Annotated in this window: 17 protein-coding genes; 10 read left to right on the top strand and 7 right to left on the bottom strand. The window is 73.6% G+C overall.

The window, feature by feature from the left end:
- Positions 1 to 25: 25 nt before the first annotated feature.
- The 4 genes from ACH45N_RS12535 to ACH45N_RS12520 all read left to right on the top strand — a co-directional run bounded on the left by ACH45N_RS12535 (position 26) and on the right by ACH45N_RS12520 (position 3,987).
- Complete coding sequence (locus tag ACH45N_RS12535; protein WP_397397437.1) at positions 26 to 1,411, top strand: MFS transporter; 1,386 nt, start codon at positions 26 to 28, stop codon at positions 1,409 to 1,411.
- Complete coding sequence (locus ACH45N_RS12530; protein WP_397394233.1) at positions 1,408 to 2,433, top strand: L-idonate 5-dehydrogenase; 1,026 nt, start codon at positions 1,408 to 1,410, stop codon at positions 2,431 to 2,433. The genes ACH45N_RS12535 and ACH45N_RS12530 overlap by 4 nt, the downstream gene beginning before the upstream one ends.
- A gap of 91 nt (positions 2,434 to 2,524) precedes the next feature.
- On the top strand, positions 2,525 to 3,037 hold the full coding sequence (locus ACH45N_RS12525; protein WP_397394231.1) for a DinB family protein: 513 nt from the start codon (positions 2,525 to 2,527) through the stop codon (positions 3,035 to 3,037).
- 71 nt (positions 3,038 to 3,108) lie between these two features.
- Entirely contained in the window at positions 3,109 to 3,987 is an 879-nt protein-coding gene (locus ACH45N_RS12520; protein ID WP_397394229.1) for a DUF4184 family protein, read from the top strand.
- Between the two features lie 22 nt (positions 3,988 to 4,009).
- On the opposite strand, the gene ACH45N_RS12515 is transcribed toward ACH45N_RS12520, so the two are convergent.
- Together ACH45N_RS12515 and ACH45N_RS12510 are read right to left on the bottom strand one after the other, a co-directional pair.
- A complete protein-coding gene (locus ACH45N_RS12515) occupies positions 4,010 to 4,522 on the bottom strand; it encodes a MarR family winged helix-turn-helix transcriptional regulator (protein WP_397394227.1) in 513 nt (170 codons plus the stop codon).
- A 5-nt stretch (positions 4,523 to 4,527) separates the two neighbouring features.
- Positions 4,528 to 4,887, bottom strand: coding sequence for a nuclear transport factor 2 family protein (locus tag ACH45N_RS12510; protein WP_397394225.1), 360 nt, complete (start codon positions 4,885 to 4,887; stop codon positions 4,528 to 4,530).
- Positions 4,888 to 5,042: 155 nt separating this feature from the next.
- Here ACH45N_RS12510 and ACH45N_RS12505 point away from each other — a divergent pair, with 155 nt between their 5' ends.
- The 3 genes from ACH45N_RS12505 (at position 5,043) to ACH45N_RS12495 (ending at position 8,496) form a co-directional block, all read left to right on the top strand.
- The gene (locus ACH45N_RS12505) at positions 5,043 to 6,461 is read left to right on the top strand and encodes a zf-HC2 domain-containing protein (protein ID WP_397394223.1); all 1,419 of its coding nucleotides are present in this window, start codon (positions 5,043 to 5,045) and stop codon (positions 6,459 to 6,461) included.
- Positions 6,462 to 6,769: 308 nt separating this feature from the next.
- Positions 6,770 to 7,564 carry an SDR family NAD(P)-dependent oxidoreductase gene (locus ACH45N_RS12500; protein WP_397394221.1) on the top strand — a complete coding sequence of 265 codons (795 nt, stop codon included), beginning with the start codon at positions 6,770 to 6,772 and terminating at the stop codon, positions 7,562 to 7,564.
- Between the two features lie 128 nt (positions 7,565 to 7,692).
- Positions 7,693 to 8,496, top strand: coding sequence for a CHAD domain-containing protein (locus ACH45N_RS12495; RefSeq protein WP_397394219.1), 804 nt, complete (start codon positions 7,693 to 7,695; stop codon positions 8,494 to 8,496).
- A gap of 14 nt (positions 8,497 to 8,510) precedes the next feature.
- On the opposite strand, the gene ACH45N_RS12490 is transcribed toward ACH45N_RS12495, so the two are convergent.
- From ACH45N_RS12490 to ACH45N_RS12480, 3 genes are read right to left on the bottom strand one after another with little or no spacing between them, the layout of a single operon-like run.
- The gene (locus tag ACH45N_RS12490; protein WP_397394217.1) at positions 8,511 to 8,948 is read right to left on the bottom strand and encodes an RloB domain-containing protein; all 438 of its coding nucleotides are present in this window, start codon (positions 8,946 to 8,948) and stop codon (positions 8,511 to 8,513) included.
- Positions 8,949 to 8,952: 4 nt separating this feature from the next.
- On the bottom strand, positions 8,953 to 10,266 hold the full coding sequence (locus tag ACH45N_RS12485) for an ATP/GTP-binding protein (RefSeq protein WP_397394215.1): 1,314 nt from the start codon (positions 10,264 to 10,266) through the stop codon (positions 8,953 to 8,955).
- Between the two features lie 37 nt (positions 10,267 to 10,303).
- On the bottom strand, positions 10,304 to 11,269 hold the full coding sequence (locus ACH45N_RS12480) for a helix-turn-helix transcriptional regulator (protein ID WP_397394213.1): 966 nt from the start codon (positions 11,267 to 11,269) through the stop codon (positions 10,304 to 10,306).
- Between the two features lie 77 nt (positions 11,270 to 11,346).
- On the opposite strand from ACH45N_RS12480, the gene ACH45N_RS12475 reads away from it, so the two are divergent.
- A complete protein-coding gene (locus tag ACH45N_RS12475) occupies positions 11,347 to 11,796 on the top strand; it encodes an SRPBCC family protein (protein ID WP_397394211.1) in 450 nt (149 codons plus the stop codon).
- 58 nt (positions 11,797 to 11,854) lie between these two features.
- On the opposite strand, the gene ACH45N_RS12470 is transcribed toward ACH45N_RS12475, so the two are convergent.
- A complete protein-coding gene (locus ACH45N_RS12470; protein ID WP_397394209.1) occupies positions 11,855 to 12,427 on the bottom strand; it encodes a dihydrofolate reductase family protein in 573 nt (190 codons plus the stop codon).
- A 224-nt stretch (positions 12,428 to 12,651) separates the two neighbouring features.
- On the opposite strand from ACH45N_RS12470, the gene ACH45N_RS12465 reads away from it, so the two are divergent.
- On the top strand, positions 12,652 to 13,338 hold the full coding sequence (locus tag ACH45N_RS12465) for an alpha/beta fold hydrolase (RefSeq protein ID WP_397394207.1): 687 nt from the start codon (positions 12,652 to 12,654) through the stop codon (positions 13,336 to 13,338).
- Between the two features lie 11 nt (positions 13,339 to 13,349).
- Here ACH45N_RS12465 and ACH45N_RS12460 read toward each other — a convergent pair whose 3' ends face one another.
- A complete protein-coding gene (locus ACH45N_RS12460; protein WP_397394205.1) occupies positions 13,350 to 14,276 on the bottom strand; it encodes a S1C family serine protease in 927 nt (308 codons plus the stop codon).
- A gap of 558 nt (positions 14,277 to 14,834) precedes the next feature.
- Between ACH45N_RS12460 and ACH45N_RS12455 the strand changes: the two genes are divergently transcribed.
- Positions 14,835 to 15,533 carry a GPP34 family phosphoprotein gene (locus ACH45N_RS12455; RefSeq protein WP_397394203.1) on the top strand — a complete coding sequence of 233 codons (699 nt, stop codon included), beginning with the start codon at positions 14,835 to 14,837 and terminating at the stop codon, positions 15,531 to 15,533.
- The last annotated feature ends 59 nt before the right edge of the window (positions 15,534 to 15,592 follow it).

The following is a 15,592-nucleotide window of genomic DNA, read 5'->3' as shown; positions in this document are numbered from 1 at the left end:
AGCACCTCCCATGGCGGACACCGCTATGACCTCACCGGGCAACACCTCACCGGGCAGCTCGCCGGGCAACGCGGTGACCCGGTCCACCAAGGACCTCACCCGGGCCGCCGTCTCCGGCTGGCTCGGCACGGCCATGGAGTTCATGGACTTCCAGCTCTACTCGCTGGCGGCCGCGATCGTCTTCAACCAGATCTTCTTCCCCGGGGTCAGCCCCGCCATCGCCCTGATCGCCGCGATGGCCACCTACGGCGTGGGCTACGTGGCCCGGCTCGCGGGCGCCGTCTACTTCGGCCGCATGGGTGACCGGATCGGACGCCGCAAGGTGCTGTTCCTGACCATCGCGCTCATGGGCGTCTCGACGACGCTGATCGGCGTGCTGCCGACCTACCAGACGATCGGGATCGCCGCGCCGATCCTCCTGGTCGCACTGCGGCTGATCCAGGGCTTCGGCGCCGGCGCCGAGATCGCGGGCGCCACCGTGATGCTCGCCGAGTACGCGCCCGTGAAGCGCCGCGGCCTGGTCGCGTCGCTGGTCTCGCTCGGCACCAACTCCGGCACGCTGGCGGCGTCCGCCCTGTGGGCCCTGCTGCTGGTCGTGCTCAGCGAGGAGCAGCTCCTGTCCTGGGGCTGGCGCCTCCCGTTCCTGCTGAGCTTCGTGCTGATGATCTTCGCCGTCTGGATCCGCCGGAACGTCAAGGAGAGCCCGGTCTTCGAGGCCCGCCCCGACGTCGTCGACGGCGTCGCCCTGACCCGCGCCGAGGTCAAGAAGGCCGAGGCCGCACCCGTGCTGGAGGCCGCCCTCGCGCAGCGCAAGGGCAAGGCGTTCTTCCTGGCCCTGGCCCTGCGGTTCGGCCAGGCGGGGAACTCCGGCCTGGTGCAGACCTTCCTGGTGGGCTACATCGCCACCAGCCTGGCCATGGACCGGGCGCTGCCCACCGAGGCCATCATGTGGGGCTCCATCGCGGGCTTCGTGACCGTGCCCCTGGTCGGCATGCTCGGTGACCGGTTCGGCCGGCGCGCGATCTACACCGCACTGTCCCTGCTGACCATCGCGTTCGCCTTCCCGATGATGCTGCTCATCACCAGCGGCAGCACCGCAGCGCTCCTGTTCGGCATGATCGCCGGCCTCAACCTCGGCGTGCTGGGCCTGTTCGCCCTGGAGAGCGTGACGATGGCGGAGCTGTTCGGCGCCCGCACCCGGTTCACGCAGCTCGCCCTGTCCAAGGAGATCGGCGGCATCCTCGCCACGGCGATCGGGCCGGTCATCGCCGCGTCGCTGACCGCGGCGACCGGGAGCTGGTGGCCCATCGCGGCGATGCTCATCGTCTACTCGACGATCACCCTGGTGGCCGCACGCCTCTCCCCGGAGACCCAGGGCCGCGACCTGGTCCAGCTCGAGGACGCCGCATGAGGGCCGTCGTCGTCCACGGCGCCGGCGACCTGCGGGTCGAGGAGCGCCCCGACCCCATAGCCGGGCCCGGCGAGGTCGTCGTGGCCATGGAGTGGGGCGGCGTCTGCGGGTCCGACGTCGCCTACTGGCGGAACGGCGCGTCCGGCACCGCCGTGCTGCGCGGCCCGCTCGTGCTGGGTCACGAGGTGGCCGGTCGCGTCGTCGGCAGCGGGCCGGGCGTCACGGGCTGGGCGCCGGGCACGGCGGTCACGGTGCACCCCGCGCAGGCCACCGCCGAGTCCGTGCTGCCCGACCGGCTGGCCGGGCGCACCAACCTGCACTCGCAGGTCCGGTACTTCGGGTCGGCCGCCTTCCACCCCCCTACCGACGGCGGGTTCAGCGAGCTGCGGGCCGTCCCCGCCGCCCAGCTCCGCCGTCTGCCCGACGGCGTCGGCACCGAGCTGGGCGCGCTGGCCGAGCCGCTCGCCGTGGCGATGCACGCGGTACGCCGGGCCGGCGCCGTCACCGGGCGCGACGTGGTGGTCAACGGCGCGGGCCCCATCGGGTGCCTCGTCGTGGCCGCCGCGAAGCACGCCGGCGCCGCCTCCGTCACCGCGGCCGACGTGTCGCACGCCTCCCTGGCCGTGGCCAAGGAGCTCGGCGCCGACCACGTGATCGACGTGTCCGGCGGCGACGTGCTGCCGCCCGACAGCGAGCTCGTCTTCGAGGCCTCCGGCGCCCCCGCGGCGCTCGGCGGCGTGCTGCGGGCCACGGCCCGCGGCGGCACGCTCGTCCAGGTCGGCAACCTGCCCGGCGCCGCGGCGCCGGCCGCCCTCGGCGACCTCGTGACCCGCGAGATCACGTGGATCGGCGCCTACCGGTTCGTCGAGGAGATCAGCGACGCGCTCGACGCGCTGCGCGACGGGCTGGACGTGTCCGGCGTGATCACGCACCGGTTCGGCATCGAGGACGCCGGCGCGGCGCTGGCCGCCGCCGCGGGGCGGGACAGCAGCAAGGTGATGATCCGGCTGGCGCAGGACTGACCAGCCGCCGTCGGCGGGGCTGACCAGCCGCCGTCGGCGGCGCTGTGGCATCGTGGCACCGCAACGCGACGTCGACACCTGAGGGGGAACGATGCGGGGTACGGATCTGCTGGTGGACGCGTTCGGCCGGATCAAGGAGACGGTGCACGGCGCCGTCCGGGGGCTGTCCGCGGACGAGCTCGCCTTCCGGCCCGACGACGGGTCCAACTCCGTCGCCTGGCTCGTCTGGCACCTGACCCGGGTCCAGGACGACCACGTCGCCGACGCCGCCGGCACCAGCCAGATCTGGTCGGACGACGGCTGGGACCGCCGGTTCGGGCTGCCGTTCCCGGCGGAGGAGACCGGCTACCGGCACGACGCCGACCAGGTCGCCGCGGTCCGGGTCTCCTCCGGCGACCTGCTCACGGGCTACCACGACGCCGTGCACGACCAGACGCTACGGTACCTGGACCGGCTGTCCGACGACGACCTCGACCGCGTCGTCGACACGCGGTGGGACCCGCCGGTGACGCTCGGCGTCCGGTTGGTCAGTATCGTCAACGACGACCTGCAGCACGCGGGTCAGGCGTCGTACGTGCGCGGCCTCGTGCTGCGGCGGCGCTGAACCCCACCCGCTCCTCCGGCGGCCGCTCCCCGCGCGCGGGAGTGGCCGCCTGCTGCCTGTGAAGGACCCGCATGCCGTTCACGCTCTCGCACCCCGCCGCGGTGCTGCCCCTGCTGCGCCGCCCGTTCAGCGCGGCCGCGCTCGTGGCCGGGGCCGTCGCGCCCGACCTGCCGTACTTCGCCCGCAGCACGCCGGTCCCCGTGAGCGCCCAGTCCTGGTACGAGCCGTTCCTGAACGCCACGACGTCGCACTCCCTGGCCGGGGCCGTCACGGTGAGCCTGCCGTACGCGCTGGCGCTGTACGGGTTCCTCCGGGTGGCGCGACGGCCGGTCGGGGCGCTGCTGCCCGCCGTGGTGCGGCCCGGTGTCGGCGGGCCGGGTGCGGACGGGCGCGTCGAGCCCGGCCCGGCGACGGCGGGCGAGCTGCTCCGGCGCTCGGGGTGGGTGCTGCTGTCGCTGGTGATCGGCATCGCAACGCACCTGGTGTGGGACTCCTTCACGCACGGCGACGGGTGGGTGGTCACGCACGTGCCCCTGCTGAGCGCCACGGCGTTCGGCGACCTCACGTGGGCGCGGCTGCTCCAGCACGTGAGCACCGTCGTCGGCCTCGTGGTCATCGCGGGGTACCTGTGGCGGCGCCGGGGCCGGATGCCCGGGTGGGGCTCGGGCCGGCGCGGCTCGGCGGGGCGAGGCTCGCTCGCCTGGCGGACGACGCGGCGGGGACTGTGGGCGGTCGCCGGCGTCGCGGTCGCCGGCGCCGTGGTGAACACCCTCGGGTGGTGGTCCGCCGGCTCGTCGTCCGACAGCGTGGGGCTGGCGCCCCGGGACATGGTCGAGGGCGTCCTGTCCGACGTCGCGACCGGGGCCGGGGCGGCCCTGATCGGCGCGCTGCTGCTCTACGTCGTGGGGTGGTGGGCGGCGCGGGGCGCGCGCTCCGTCGCTCGGGGATGACGTCGCTCGGGGATGACGTCGCTCAGGGGTGATCCGCGGGGCGTGGCAGCGTCCCGTGGGCGATCAGCTGGTCGTAGACCCGCTCGAACGCGCTCGCGAGCTGCCGGGTCTGCGCGCCCGAGAGCGCGTCGAGGAAGACAGAGCGCACGAACGCGACGTGGCCCGGCGACGCCCGTCCGAGCAGGGCACGCCCCTCGTCGGTCAGGGTGACGTCCGTCGCGCGGCGGTCCCGCACGCTCGGGGTGACCTCGACCAGGGTCCGGCGAGCCATGCGCAGCACCTGGTGGGACACCCGGCTGCGTTCGGCGCCGATCCGCGTGGCCAGGTCGGAGACCGTCATCCGTCCGTCCGGGTCGCTGGTGAGGGCGACCAGGACGTCATAGTCCGCCAGCGAGATGTCGGCGTCGGCCTGGAGCTGGTGGTTCATCTCGTACCGCAGCCGCAGGTGCACCTTCATGTAGGCGTACCAGGCGCGCGCCTGGTCGTCGTCGAGGAACGCGAAGGGCGACTCCGGAGGGACGTCGTACCCGCCCATGCCGGTCAGCGGAACAGGACGGTGTAGACCTTCGCGAGCAGCCCGTCGCGGACGAAGCCCATGTCCGTCCCGCGGACGACCGGCGGCGCGCCCTCGGGTCCGAGCGCCCACGCCAGGTAGCCCATGTCCTGCACCTGGTAGAAGTCCCCGTCCGGGCGGAACACGAAGCCCGGCGCTCCGTCCAGGATCTCCCGCACCTTCGTGTCGAGCGCCTCGTGCCCCTCGACCTGGCCCTCCGCGTCAGCGAAGACGACGTCCTGGGTGTACGTCCGGCGGATCGCCTCCGCCCGGCGAGCAGGGTCGCGCTCGCCGAAGACCTCCAGCAGGTTGGCGCGCATCAGCTTCTCGAGCCGCGGGTCCGACATGGTTCCCTCCAGATTTACGTGAAGTTTCACTCAAAGTAGATGTCCCCGCACCGCGCGTCAAGCCGATCGTGCGTTGACGCACATTCTGCGGTTCATCGCGCGGCTTCCGCCCGACCTCGGTGGAATGGTCCCCGAACGGGAGGGGATGGACCGGTATGACTGCCGCACGCGCGGTGCAGCTCGACGACTGGGTGGTGCATCGCCCCAACGTCGTACGCTCCGTCGCAGCACGCGTACCCGGCATCGACGCCGAGGAAGCCACCAGCCGCGCCCTCGAGAAGATGGTCCGCATCGTCTCCACCGGCGCCACCATCGACGACCCCGCCCCCTACTGGCGCCGAGCCGCGGTCAACGAAGCCATCTCCATGACCCGCGAGGCCGGCCGCGCCCGCCCCGTCGAGGACGACACCCTGGAGCTGCTGACGCCCCCGGTCGCCGGTACCGAGCTGGGCGCGGAGCGGGCGGCGGATGTCTCCATGCTCCGTTCGGCCCTGTCCGACCTGGCCGACGAGGACCGCAAGATCCTCCTGGACCGCCACGTCCACGACATGGCCGTCGCCGACATCGCCACCGGCCTCGGCGTACGCCCCCACGCCGTGACCATGCGACTACGCCGCGCCGAGGAACGCCTCGCCGGCGCGTTCGCCGCCGCACACGCCCAGACCGTCAACGAACCCGAGTGCCGCACCACCCGCGCCGCCATGCACGACTACCTCAAGGAGCGCCTGCTCCCCCGGCGCCGCGCCCGGGTCGAGGCGCACATGGACGGCTGCGCGGAGTGCACGCGCGCGTTCGTCGATGTCCGCGAGGTCTCGTGGATGCTCCGTGACCTGGGGCAGCACCTCGTCGCCGGCGCCGTGGCCACGGGGGCGCTGGGCGCCGCGGTGGCCGGTGCGGCGGGTGCCGGTGCGGGGGCCGCCGGGGCCGCGGGCGCCCCGAAACCCGCGTTCGGCAAGAAGGAGGCCGCGATCGTCGCCGGTGTGCTCGCCGCGCTCGCGATCGGCGGCGGTGCCGCGGCACTGGTCGCCCACCAGCCCGACGACCCCCCGGCCACCGAGTCGGCCGCGAACCCGGGTACGGGTGAGGGTGCGGGCGGAGGCGCGGGCGACGGCAGGGCCGGGACCGGCGGCAGTGCCGGCGGTAGTGGTACGGACTCCGCGGGGACCGGTTCCGGCGGCGACTCCACGGCCGACGATGGTGCGGAGGGCGGCGGTGCGGAGGGCGGCGGTGCGGAGGGCGGCGGCACTGATTCCGGCACCGGATCCGACCCCGCCGACCTGCCGGGTGCGGACCTCACGGACACCGTGGCGGGGTGGCTGGCCGGCCTGGGGATCCCGGTCGGCACGTCCGAGGAGTCGGGCGGCGGCTCGGCCGACGGTGCCGGGGACGGCGCAGAGGACGGCACCGGGGACGACGGCGGTGACGGACCGAGCAGCGCCGACGGGTCGCGGCCGGGCCTCGGCGCCGAGATGACGAGCTGGTTCGCCCGGCTCGGCGTCGCGGGCGTCCCCGCGTTCCTGCTGCTCGTCTTCCTCCTGTGGCTCTGGGACCGCTGGTCCCGCGCCGACGACTGAGCGCCGCCGAAGGACGTCCACCCCGACGGCGCGGTCCCGGCGTCGGATGCCGGGCGAACGCGGGGGTGACGTGACGGGTGGAGGGGTGGTCGGGTGGGACGAATTTCGTTCGGCCGGGCCCTGCGTTTGCGGGCTCAGCCGGATAGTTCAGGCTGGGTGAACTGGACGGGGCCACGCCGAACGGAGTTCGGCCCACCCGGCACCCACGCCCCAGGTCAGGTGGCCTCCGGACGGTCGATCGACTCAGGCAGTCGGCCGGCTTGCGGGGGCGGCCGATCGACGGAGCAGACGAGAGAGCAAGGGGAAAGATGCGCATCGATCTGACCGGCAGGACCGCGCTGGTGACCGGTTCGACCCAGGGCATCGGGCGGGCGATCGCCGCGACGCTCGCCGACGCGGGCGCCCGGGTGGCGATCAACGGACGCCGCCCGGACGGCGTCGTCGCGACGATCGACGAGCTGCGGGAGGAGTCGCCGGACCGCGAGCTGGTCGCGGCGACCGGCGACGTGACCGACGCGGCGGGGGCCGCGCAGGTGCTCGCGGCCGTGGGCGACGTGGACGTGCTGGTCAACAACCTGGGCATCTTCGGCAGCGTGCCGGCCCTGGAGATCGACGACGACCAGTGGCGCCGGTACTTCGAGGTCAACGTGCTCGCCGCCGTCCGCCTGATCCGCGAGACGCTGCCCGGCATGACGGCGCGCGGGTGGGGGCGCGTGCTGAACATCGCCAGCGACTCCGCGATCGTCATCCCCGCCGAGATGATCCACTACGGCGTCTCGAAGACGGCGCTGCTGGGCGTCTCCCGCGGCTTCGCGAAGGAGGCGGCGGGCACCGGCGTGACAGTCAACTCCGTCATCGCCGGCCCCACCCACACCGGCGGCGTCGAGAACTTCGTCTACGAGCTCGTGGACGAGACCCTGCCCTGGGACGAGGCGCAGCGCGTGTTCATGCGGCTGTACCGCCCGCAGTCCCTGCTCCAGCGGCTCATCGAGCCGGAGGAGATCGCGAACATGGTCGCCTACCTCGCCTCGCCGCTCGCCTCCGCGACCACGGGAGCCGCCGTCCGGGTGGACGGCGGCTACGTGGACTCGATCGTGCCCTGAGCCGCGGCACCGGCTCGGGGGCCGACGTCGTCCACCGGCGATAGCCTGGACGGATCGCCACCACCGACGCCGGCACGACGCGCCCCGGGACCGCGGGCGAGCTGCTGACCCTCGCGGTCGGCGACCTGGTGCGCCGGATCCACGACGACGTCCCCGCCGCCCTGGCGGACGAGCCCGACGCCGTGCACCGGCTGCGCACGTCGGTGCGGCGCCTGCGCAACGTGCTGGCCGCGTTCCGCCGGTACCTCGACCGGGACGCCGCGGCCGCGCTCCGGTCCCGGCTCAAGGAGCTCGGCGACGTGCTGGGCAAGGCGCGCGACCTGGAGGTGCGGGCGCAGCAGGCCGCCGCGGCGGCCGATACCGCGGGGCTGGACGACGCCGCGCGCTCCGCGCTGGTCGACCCGCTGCGGGCGGCCCACCTGCACGCGCACGCCGAGGCGGTGCGCTGGGTCCGGTCTGAGCGCAGCCGGGACCTGGACCGGCTGCTCGCCGAGTGGGCGGCACTGCCCCGGCTCGGTGACCGGGCGGCGCAGCCGGCCAGGAAGGCGGCCCGTCGGACCGTGCGGCGGCAGGCCCGGCGCACCCTCGACGCCGCGCCCCGGCTCGCGGACCCCGAGGCCGCCCACGAGCTGCGCAAGGCGGCGCGGCGGCTGCGGCACACCTGCGACGCGATCACCCGCGAGCCCGTCGGCCTGCTGGGCCGGAAGACCAAGGAGCTGGGCGACGTCGGCCACCGGATCCAGTCCGTGCTGGGCGACCACCGCGACGCCCTGCTCCTCGCCGAGCACGTCCGCGACCACGCGCGGGTGCGCACGGACGACGCCCGCGCGTACGACGACGTCGTGGACCTGTGCCAGGGCCGCGCCCTGTCCGCGCTGGCGGACCTCCCGGCCACCCTGGGCGACCTGGCACGCCGGGCCCACGGCTCCTGAGCCGTTCCTGGCGTTCAGCCGGACGTCGTCGCAGCGCGCTCCACCGCCTCGACGAACTGGTCCACCGTCGTGGACGGGTTGTCGTCCGGAATCGTCGTTCCCGCCGACTCGTGGCCTGCCCGCAACCGAGCGGCCCGCGCCTCGCGCAGCCGGGGATGACTGGTCGGCGACTCGACGTCGAAGAGGCACCAGACCTCGTCCACGTCGTCGGCACCGGCCTTGGCAAGAGCCTTCTGCACAAGGGGGAACGGCACCACGTGGTCACGAGCGATCTCCACCACGATGCTCGTGCTCTCCCGCACGTGGTCGAGCTGCTTGAGTGCACGGACGTAGTCGGGCTCGGTCTTCTTGCCCTCGGTGAAGACCCAGATCGTCTTCTTCAGCCGCCGGGTCCCCGCCCGACGCGTGAGCGGCTTGCTCGGCCGCCGTCCGCGCCCGCGCTGTGCACCCACGCCCTCAGCCGATCAGGCCGAGCGACCGGAGGAACTCGGCCTGATCGACGTCAGGAAGGGCGCCGAACTTCCCGTGGAGGTACGCGCTCTCGAGCTTGACCGACGACCGGACCCGCTCGCCGGCGAAGTCCGAGAGGGCGCCGAGCCTCGTGGACCCGTCCTTGCGCTTCTCCGTGAGCCACACCTCGTCGCGGTTCAGGTGCGCCAGCAGGCTCGTGTCGTGCGAGCTGAAGATCAGTTGCGCCCCCTTGGGGTTGATCGCCGGATCGGCGAAGATCCGCAACAGGTGCGCCGCGAGCGTCGGGTGGAGGCTGGCGTCTAGCTCGTCGAACACGACGGGCGAACCGCTGTGGAGTGCCGGCAGCACCGTGCCGATCGCCGAGTACCAGGTCTGCGTGCCCGCCGACTCCTCGTGGAAGGGCAGCGGCCGACCGGTTCCGCCGTCGTCGTGAATGAGCTGGACGGCGCGATCAGCCTGCTCCGGACCGTAGAGCAGAGCCTCCGTCATCGAACGGAGGTCAAGCATCGGGTTGCGGACATCCACCACCGCGACGTCGCGGATCCCGAGGTCTGCCATCCGCAGCAGCGACCGGGCCTGCTCTCGCTGCCGCGCTCGTTCGTGCGCCGCGATCCGTGGATCCGGCCCGGGCATCGCGTCGTCGAACAACGCGCGCAGGTACCGTCCCGGAGCGAGGGTCCTGCGCACCACCCTCTCCATCCCCGCAGCCTCGAAGCTCGCCAGGCAGTCGACGAAGCTCTGCACCGGGTCGACCCGGAGGCGACTCAGGATCGTGACGGCCAGCGACGTCGGGGTGAGCAGCTCTCGCGTGCCGGCGGGCGAACCGAGAGTCCGATGGAGGCTCAGCTCCTCCGCCTCGCGCTCGAACAGCGTGCGCCGTCGCCGCTCCGGGTAGTGGTGGAGCGCCTCGTAGTGGACCCGCTCGGCATCGAGCCCGAGAACGTACTCGAACCGCACCCCGCCGACCAGCAGGTCGAGAACGAACTCGGTCGTTGTCTCGCCACCCTCGCCGAAGGCGAACGGGTCCACCGGGATCTGGTCGTCCCAGGCATGAAGCGAGTCCGTGACCGCATCTCGCAGCCAGATGAGCGCGACCAGCAGGTTCGACTTGCCGGAAGCGTTCGGACCGTAGATCGCGGCACGGGTCAGGAGGCTCTCGCCCAGCCGCTCGGCCGGGCGGGCTGCCTCCCGATCCTGGTCGATGGCGACCAGCGACAGCGTGACCGGTGCTGCGATGGACCGGAAGTTCTTGGCTTCGAACCGGATGAGCGTGAGACCGAGCCTACCTGGAATACGCAAACAGAGCCTTGTTTTCGTCGTATCACGACGAAAACAGTCATTTATCTGCGTCGATTGGCCCCGCTGCGGCCGCCAGCCGTTCCGCGAGCGTCGCGACCGCGGCGCGCAGCTCCGGGCCGTCCTCGACCCGGAAGGCGAACGGCACGCTCGCCAGCCACTCCTGCGCGTACATCGCGGGGTTGCGGGTGGTGCCCGTCAGCACGCACCGGTCCTCCCCCACGGCCTCGAGGCGCCCCATCTGCGCACCGACCCACGGGGCGACGTCGGCGAGCGGGGCGTCGAACACGACCCGCGTGCTGAACTGCCAGCCGGTGCCGAGATGCTGCTCCAGCGCCGCGACGGGGTCGAGATCGGCGGGCGGCTCGAACGGCCGGTCCGTGTGCTCGACGGCGAGCACCCGGTCCACGCGGTAGGTGCGCACGGCGTCGGCGCGGTGCGAGTGGCACAGGAGGTACCAGCGCCCGTGGCGGACGACGACGGCCCACGGGTCCACCTCGGCGGCCCACTCGCTGCCGGACTCGCCGCGGTAGGTGACCAGCACGCGCCGTCGGGCCGCGACGGCGGCGACGAGCTCGCTGGTGACGGCCGTGTCCGGGCGGGCCGCGTACCGGTCCGGGGCCGCGGACGCGTGCTCGCGCAGGGTGGCGGCCTGCCGGCCGACGTCCTCGGGCAGGGCGCGGATGACCTTGCCGAGCGCGGTGCTGACGAGGTCGTCGGCCTCGGGGTGGCTGTCGAGCACGGCCATGACCAGGCCGAGCGCCTCGGTCTGCGTGAACGTGACCGGCGGGAGGCGGGTGCCCCGCCCGAGCCGGTAGCCGCCGTGCGGCCCCCGGGCCGAGCTGACGGGGATCCCCGCCTCGCGCAGGATCTCGACGTACCGGCGGGCGGCCCGCTCGGTGACGCCGAGCCGGTCGCCGAGCTCGTCCGCCGTCGTGCCCGGGCGTGTCTGCAGGATCTCCAGGGCACGCAGGGCGCGGGCGGTGGGGCTGGTCTCGGACGGCACGTCTGCAGGCTAGACCTCGGCGAGCGAGTGGGCCGCGCCCGGGTGAGGGTGAAAAGACCCGACGGAAGGAGACTCTCGTGGCGAGCATCACGAAGTCGATCGACGTGGAGGTGCCCGTGCGCACCGCCTACAACCAGTGGACGCAGTTCGAGCAGTTCCCCCGGTTCATGGAGGGCGTGCAGGAGATCCGGCAGCTGGACCCGACCCATACGCACTGGAAGACCTCGGTGGGCGGGGTCGAGCGCGAGTTCGACGCCGAGATCACCGAGCAGCACCCGGACGAGCGGGTCGCCTGGGCCAGCAGGACCGGGCCGCAGCAGGCCGGCGTGGTCACGTTCCACCGGCTCCAGGACGACCAGACGCGCGTCACGGTGCAGCTCGACTGGTCGCCGGAGGGCGCCACGGAGAAGGTGGGCAGCGCGCTCAACTTCGACGAGCGCCAGGTCCAGGGCGACCTCGCCCGGTTCAAGGAGTTCATCGAGTCGCGGGGCGGCGAGACCGGAGCCTGGCGCGGCGACGTGAGCTGACCGAACGTCCGCGGCCGCACGCCGGCGCAGGCCGGCGCGCGGTCGCGCGGTCACCCCGTCAGCGCACGACGTCGAAGATCTGCTTCTGGATGCCGTTCTTATAGGCCTCGTGCTCGACCAGCCGGAGCTTCTGGGCGGGCTTGTCGGTGTCGCTGAACAGCGGCTTGCCCTGGCCGAGCAGCACGGGGAAGACGAGCAGGTGGTAGGAGTCGATCAGCCCCGCGTCGGCGAGCGCCCGGGTCAGCGACACGCTGCCGTGCACCTGGATCTCGCCGCCGTCGGTCTCCTTGAGCCGGGCGACGTCGTCCAGCGAGCGCAGGATGGTGGTCTCGCCCCAGCCGTCGGTCAGGTCGGCGTCGGTGAGGGTGGTGGAGACGACGTACTTGGGCAGCTCGTTGTAGCGCGTGAACTCGGCCATGTCGGGCCAGACCGGCGCGAACATCTGGTAGCTGGCGCGGCCGAGCAGCAGCGCGCCGGCCTCCTCCTGCTCCCGGCCCTTGAGCTCGTAGGCCTCGGGGACCATGTCGACGGTCTTGAAGGTCCACGCGGTGTCGTGCAGCTCGGGGTCGCCCCCGGTGGGGTCGACCTTGCCGTCGAGCGAGACGAAGTGCGTGGCGACGATGGTGCGCATGCGGTGGATCTCCTGTCGTGGTGGCCGCGCGGTGCGGCGTGCTGCGGTGCTGCGGGGCCTGCTTCTACGGGATGGACGGGAGCGTGGCAGCAAAGTCATCGGCTCCGCGCGCGATTTTTTATCCGGAAGCAGAACGTCCGGAACCGGTCCTACCGTGGTGGGCACGGGGAGAACGCACCGCCCCGTACCCACCCCCAGCACGACCATCCCGGGAGACGAGAATCATGGACATCCTGCTCATCGGCGGCCTCTGGCTCGACGGTTCGGCCTGGGACGACGTCGTCCCGCAGCTCGAGGCGCTCGGCCACCGGGCCGTGCCGATCACGCTGCCGGGCCAGGGCGACGGCCGGGCGGACGCCACGCTGGCCGACCAGGTGGCCACCGTGGTCGCCGCCGTCGACGCGGCGTCCGGCAGGCCGCTCGTCGTGGGGCACTCCGCGGCCTGCACCCTGGCGTGGCTCGCGGCCGACGCCCGGCCGGAGCGGGTGGCGGGCGTGGTCCAGGTCGGTGGCTTCCCGTGGGACGACGGCAAGCCCTACGCCGACCTGTTCGAGGTCGTCGACGGCGCGATGGCGTTCCCCGGCTGGGAGCCGTTCGAGGGGCCCGACTCGGCGGACCTCTCCGCAGAGGCCCGGGCCGCCTTCTCGGCCAGGGCCGTCCCCGTCCCCGAGGGGGTCGCCCGGGGCGTGGTGCACCTGAGCGACGAGCGCCGGTTCGACGTGCCGGTGGTGGTCGTGTGTCCCGAGTTCACGCCCGCCCAGGCGCAGGAGTGGATCGACGCGGGCGACGTCCCCGAGCTCGCCCGCGCCAAGCACGTCGACCTGGTCGACCTCGACTCGGGCCACTGGCCCATGTTCACGCGGCCGGCGGAGCTCGCGCGCGTCCTGGCGGACGCGGCCGCGACGGTGTGACGGCGGCGCCCTCACGGCGCGGTGACGAGCTCCTGCGGGAGCACCACCGCGTCGACGAGGGCGCCGTTGCGCCACACCGTCACCTCGGTGCGCCGGCCGATGGCGTCGCCCACCATGAGGCGCTGCACGGCCGTGGTCGTCACGACCGTCGCGCCGTCGATCGCCACGAGGATGTCGCCGCGCCGGATGCCCGCGAGGTCGGCCGGAGACCCCGCGATGACCTGCGCCACCTGCATGCCGGTGCGGGAGCCGACCCGTTCGGCGACCGGCTCGGGCAGCACCACCTGCGCGCCGGCGATGCCCAGCCAGGCGCGGCGCACCCGGCCGTCGCGGACCAGGGTGTCGATGATGGCCCGCGTCGTGACGTTGACCGGCACCGCGAGCCCCAGGCCGATGCCCGCCACGGCGGTGTTGACACCCACGAGCCGGCCCGCCGTGTCCGCGAGCGCTCCCCCGCTGTTGCCGGGGTTGAGCGCCGCGTCGGTCTGGACCACCTCGTCGATGATCCGGCCGGCCCCGGTGGGCAGCGAGCGGCCGAGCGCGGACACGATGCCCGCGGTGACGCTGCCCGCCAGCCCCAGGGGGTTGCCGAGGGCGACGACGAGCTGGCCGACCCGGAGGCGCGCCGCGTCGCCGAGGGTCAGGGCGGGTGGCACGTCGTCGTCCGCCCGGAGCACGGCGAGGTCGGAGAGCGGGTCCCGGCCGATCACCCGCGCGGCGACCTCCGCGCCGCCGGAGAAGGCGGCGCGGACGTCGGTGGCCGACTCGACGACGTGCGCGCTCGTGAGCAGCAGCCGGTCGCCCGGGATGACCGAGGCGCTCCCGGCCCCGGCCCCGCGCGCCGTCCGCACCGAGACCGCCGCGACCGACGGCAGCACGGTGTCGACCACGCGCACGATCGACGCCGAGTAGGCGTCCAGTGCCTCCTGATCGTCCATAGGTCCCATCACACACCGTGGGACGGGGGTCCCGGGAGGGGATTCGCCACGGGCAGACGACCTGCCGACGCCGCGGGCGGCGTCTCCGACGAGACGTGGGCCCGGGCCGCCGCGCACCACGACGAGGACCAGCTCGCGGCGCTGATCTCCCTGATCGCGATCATCAACGCCTACAACCGGATCAACGTCATCAACCGGCAGCCCGCCGGGGACTACGTGCCCGGCCAGTTCTGACGCGGAAGCCGATCCCCTTTGAGGCCCGGGTTTCTTCGCTCTGCGTACCGTCAGAGCGAAGAAACCCGGGCCTCGAAGGGGACCGGGCGGCCCCGGCGAGCCGGCCCCGCGCCTGCCCGGGCTTGACTCTGCCCCCGGGGCATGGTTTGGACTGCGCGAGTTCTACCACCCCGCCCGGCTCGAGGTGCTCTACCGCGCGCACCTGATCGTCACCGGAGAGACTGACGAACGGCTCGACGCCGGGGAGCTCGTCGTGGACCGGACACCCCGCCCCTGAGCACCGACCATCCGCAGGCCAGACGACCCCGACGAACGGACGAGACGTTGACCGCACCGACCACGCCCGAGCCCGAGCTGATCGCCGAGGACCTGCTCCTGCTGCTGTTCGACCCCCGGTCGGGCACGATCGCCGGCGAGAACACCCTCTTCTACACCCTGGCGGGCGCGGTGCTCACCGAGCTGGCGCTGGCCGGGCACGTCGAGATCGACGGCCGGCCCGCGCTGACCGGCCCGCGCGTGAGCGCCGTCGCGGGCAACCCGCCCGCCGACCCGCTGCTGCACGAGCCGTGGGACCGCCTCGCCGAGAAGCCGCGCGGCGCGCAGACGTTCCTCGCCGAGGTGGGCCCGCGGCTGCGCGAACCGCTGCTCGACCGGCTCGTCGAACGCGGCCATGTCGGCCGCGAGAAGCGCAAGGCGCTCGGGTTCATCCCCACCACGGCGCTGACCGACGGCGGCACGCCCCGCCGCGCGGAGCTCGTCGCCGCCGTCCGCCCCGTGCTGGCGGACGGCGCCGAGCCGGACCCGCGCACCGCCGTGCTCGCGGCCCTGCTCTCGGCCAGCGGCAGCCTGCCGACGCTGCACCGCGACATCCCCTGGTCGGGCGCCGTCTACACGCGCGGCAAGGCGCTGGAGCACGGCGACTGGGGCGCCGCCGCCGCCGGAGAGGCGGTCCTCCGGACCACCGTCGCGGTCACCACGGCGAGCGCGGCCATCGCGCTCGCCGCCGTCCAGAACAACCCCTGACCCCTCGTTGAGTGCGGGCTATTTGTTGCCCGAACGGCCGTTGGCCCACAAATAGCCAG

The organism is Promicromonospora sp. NPDC019610 (assembly GCF_044389365.1).
In the GTDB taxonomy this organism is placed as follows: domain Bacteria; phylum Actinomycetota; class Actinomycetes; order Actinomycetales; family Cellulomonadaceae; genus Promicromonospora.
This window is presented reverse-complemented; position numbering and strand designations above follow the sequence as displayed.

What these genes read in the sequence shown, in the direction of transcription:
- ACH45N_RS12535 (WP_397397437.1), top strand. Translation starts at nt 26, where the DNA reads ATGACCTCACCGGGCAACACCTCACCGGGCAGCTCGCCGGGCAACGCG.
- ACH45N_RS12530 (WP_397394233.1), top strand. Translation starts at nt 1,408, where the DNA reads ATGAGGGCCGTCGTCGTCCACGGCGCCGGCGACCTGCGGGTCGAGGAG.
- ACH45N_RS12525 (WP_397394231.1), top strand. Translation starts at nt 2,525, where the DNA reads ATGCGGGGTACGGATCTGCTGGTGGACGCGTTCGGCCGGATCAAGGAG.
- ACH45N_RS12520 (WP_397394229.1), top strand. Translation starts at nt 3,109, where the DNA reads ATGCCGTTCACGCTCTCGCACCCCGCCGCGGTGCTGCCCCTGCTGCGC.
- ACH45N_RS12515 (WP_397394227.1), bottom strand. Translation starts at nt 4,522, where the DNA reads ATGGGCGGGTACGACGTCCCTCCGGAGTCGCCCTTCGCGTTCCTCGAC.
- ACH45N_RS12510 (WP_397394225.1), bottom strand. Translation starts at nt 4,887, where the DNA reads ATGTCGGACCCGCGGCTCGAGAAGCTGATGCGCGCCAACCTGCTGGAG.
- ACH45N_RS12505 (WP_397394223.1), top strand. Translation starts at nt 5,043, where the DNA reads ATGACTGCCGCACGCGCGGTGCAGCTCGACGACTGGGTGGTGCATCGC.
- ACH45N_RS12500 (WP_397394221.1), top strand. Translation starts at nt 6,770, where the DNA reads ATGCGCATCGATCTGACCGGCAGGACCGCGCTGGTGACCGGTTCGACC.
- ACH45N_RS12470 (WP_397394209.1), bottom strand. Translation starts at nt 12,427, where the DNA reads ATGCGCACCATCGTCGCCACGCACTTCGTCTCGCTCGACGGCAAGGTC.
- ACH45N_RS12465 (WP_397394207.1), top strand. Translation starts at nt 12,652, where the DNA reads ATGGACATCCTGCTCATCGGCGGCCTCTGGCTCGACGGTTCGGCCTGG.
- ACH45N_RS12460 (WP_397394205.1), bottom strand. Translation starts at nt 14,276, where the DNA reads ATGGACGATCAGGAGGCACTGGACGCCTACTCGGCGTCGATCGTGCGC.